This window comes from Flavobacterium sp. (genome assembly GCF_035456085.1).
Taxonomy (GTDB): Bacteria; Bacteroidota; Bacteroidia; order Flavobacteriales; family Flavobacteriaceae; genus Flavobacterium.
The window spans coordinates 1-3,141 of the sequence record NZ_DATIDY010000005.1 but is presented as its reverse complement, the minus strand read 5'-3'; the positions used below and the strand labels follow the sequence as shown (position 1 = coordinate 3,141).

Annotated in this window: 4 protein-coding genes; 1 reads left to right on the top strand and 3 read right to left on the bottom strand. The window is 34.8% G+C overall.

What is annotated here, in order from left to right:
* On the bottom strand, positions 1 to 785 hold a 785-nt coding region (locus VLC96_RS00255; protein ID WP_325259899.1), incomplete at its 3' end, for a pirin family protein.
* 261 nt (positions 786 to 1,046) lie between these two features.
* Here VLC96_RS00255 and VLC96_RS00250 point away from each other — a divergent pair.
* On the top strand, positions 1,047 to 1,472 hold the full coding sequence (locus VLC96_RS00250) for a hypothetical protein (RefSeq protein WP_325259897.1): 426 nt from the start codon (positions 1,047 to 1,049) through the stop codon (positions 1,470 to 1,472).
* Positions 1,473 to 1,551: 79 nt separating this feature from the next.
* Here VLC96_RS00250 and VLC96_RS00245 read toward each other — a convergent pair whose 3' ends face one another.
* Positions 1,552 to 1,755 carry a hypothetical protein gene (locus VLC96_RS00245; RefSeq protein WP_325259895.1) on the bottom strand — a complete coding sequence of 68 codons (204 nt, stop codon included), beginning with the start codon at positions 1,753 to 1,755 and terminating at the stop codon, positions 1,552 to 1,554.
* A 204-nt stretch (positions 1,756 to 1,959) separates the two neighbouring features.
* Positions 1,960 to 3,141 (bottom strand): S8 family peptidase (locus VLC96_RS00240; RefSeq protein WP_325259893.1); only part of this gene is annotated, 1,182 nt, incomplete at its 5' end.

The window sequence follows — 3,141 nt, the reverse complement described above, 5'->3', positions numbered from 1 at the left end:
ACAGCTTTATCAGAGTGAACGAAATTCCAATAAATAAAATGCTCTTCAGGAAATGGTTCTCCTCCAAAAATATAGATCGTAGCATTTTCACTCATTTCAAACTGACAAAGACTACTTTCTTTGGCAACCAGAATTTGTTTTGAAGTATATGTATTTCCATCGCTTTTTATTTCTCCTTCCAAAATATACATCGCGCTTTCGCCAAAAAGTTCGTTTCCAATATTCAAAGTTGTTTTGGATTTACTTTTGATTTCAATCAGATACAAAGGACTATAAACCGGCACTAAAGATTTTCTACCAAAAGCCTCGCCCGCGATCAATTTAATTTTAGCATTGTCTTGTTCCCACTCTTGAATATCTTTGGCTTCAATATGGGTAAATGAAGGTTCAATATTTTCTTTCTCTTTTGGTAATGCTACCCAAATTTGCAGGCCGTGAAGTCTTTTATCAGTAGTTCTTAAATACTCAGGAGTACGCTCAGAATGAACTACACCTTTACCAGCAGTCATCCAATTGACAGCGCCGGGAGTAATCTCCATTTCGATACCCGTGCTGTCCCTGTGCAAAATTGCCCCTTCAAACAAATAAGTAAGCGTCGACAATCCGATATGTGGATGCGGAGGCACATCCAGGTTTTGATAATCTTTGAGATCTGCAGGTCCCATATGATCCAAAAATACAAAAGGTCCAACAGCACGTTTTTGTCGGAAAGGCAACAGTCTACCAACAAGAAAGTTACCAATATCGGCAGCTCTTTCTTCTATAATTAATCCAATGTTTGACATAGTTGAAGTTATTCAGGTTATCGAATAGGTTTATTTTATTATAAATGTCTTTTGCTATTCTAAAAAGACCATTCTAAGTTACTAAATTAAGTATAAAACATATAACGAATACAGATGACATCATTCTATTATTATAAATTATACTCAACACTTCTTACATGTAAAAAAACTGATTATTAACCAGTTAAATACAAATAATTTAAAAAATTCATATTTTTTTTAATAACTTTAAAGGATAGAACAACTAAAATAATATACACTATGAAAAAGAAACTTATAATTGCGGCTATTTTGTTTGGAACTTACACATTTGCCAATGCACAAACCATTGGAGATATTACAAAAGCAACCAACACTGCTACTAAAACGGCAGCTGCGGCAAGTACATTTGATGTTGCTACTATTTCCAATCAAGTTATGGGACTTTTATCACCCAAATTAAAACTAACGGATGCTCAAAAACCAGCCGTCAATTCATTAGTCAATGAGATTCTGAACAAAAAGAAAAGTGTTTTACCAACCAAAAAAACGGATTTAGCTGGTTATACTTCCAAAATGACCGCCACAAGAGAATCCTTTATAACTAAAATAAAAAAATTAATTACACCAGCTCAATTTCAAGCCTTGACACCTTTGTTGCCAAAATCAGCGCAATCACTTACGCCTTTAGCACAAATGTTGTTTTAGAAAATACATTTTTTAAAAGATATTTCAAAAAAATTGCCACAGACAAAACCTGTGGCAATTTTATTATCAGGGAATTATTTTAGATACTCACATCTCTCTCTTCTTCAACATTTTCTACACCATCAATTTTTTTGACTTCAGTGATCGAAATGTTATTTGGTCTTACAACAATTACTCCTATCATTTCCAGAATTTCAATATCAGAAATTCCTTTTGCTTGTAAAGCAGCAGCAACTTGTTGTATTAACCCTTGTTTGACGGAAATTACCAATTTTGTTTTCATAATTTATTTTGCTATAGGTCGCTTATAGAAAAAACGTACCTGTTATAATTTGCCATAAATTACACAATTGTTTTTGATAGTTAATAGCTAACATTTCAATTTACATAATTCAAAAAATCTAATTACATCACGATTTAATTGGTTGGTTGAGATTGCAATGACATAATCCGTTTTTATTGTGCAATTCATGGCAAATTTTATTTTTTAAAACTCTTGAATCTCCCCGATTGGATTGGCAGAATCATTAGAAAAACTTGGATCTTTCAAAATTGGTACTTTAGGAAATGGAATTGGGCGTGGTATTGGTCTTGGAATAGGAAGTAATTTTATTTTTGTTGGAGCTTGTACCAAACCTACTCCTATAGCTGGTAAAGGTTTTGCTGTTGTAAGTAGTTTTTTCCATAAATTAATTCCTTTAAGACCTGTTGCCTGAGCATACAATGCAGCAATCCCAGCAACGTGAGGTGTTGCCATACTTGTTCCACTCCAAGTTGCATATTTAGTTGGGAGTTTTGTAGAAGAAAAAACATTAACTCCAGGTCCCATAATATCTACAGCACCATATGATGGATAAAGTCCACCATTAGAAAAATAAGCAATATTTAAAGAAACATCAACTGCACCTACTGCCATAATTGAAGGACAATTGGCTGGATGAGAAACTGGTCTAACAGTTCCTGGTCGAGAAGAATCATTTCCTGCAGCTGCAACAATTAAAGTACCTTTAGCCAATACACTTGCTGCAACTGATTCAAAAACGGTAGAGTAACCAGGTCCAGAAGTAGGAGCTCCAAGGGACATACTTATAACTGCACAACCATTGGCAACAGCCCAGTTGATACCAGCAAGAATTCCTCCATCTGCTCCATGACCAGAATTACTCAAGACTTTTCCAATGTAAATTTTTGCATCATATGCGATTCCATATCTTTCAATTGCAGGTGCAGGACTTTTAGGTCCACAAGATGTTCCTGTACAATGTGTACCATGACCATGACCATCTTGGGCAGTTTCACCAGTAATAAAACTATGTGAAATAATAGGTCTTCCAGCAAAATCAGGATGGCTAAAATCAAATCCGGTATCTAGAATGGCAACTTTAATTCCTGCTCCGCTATATGGATTATATTTTAAGAAAGCCGTTGGAGTTACGTTGGTTGCTTTCAATCCCCAAGTTGAACCAATAGATTCTACTTCAAAATCAGTTTCTCCATTTTCATAATAAGATCCGGCTTCTTCATCAACACCTATTAACATTTCAGACATTTTGTTTACGGCATCACGATAACCTTCTACATATTTTTGTGTAGTTTCGTCCAACATAGTGTGAAGTGCATGAACTACTCTTTCTGGCTCTACAATCACTTGTTTATCTCCAAATGCAGC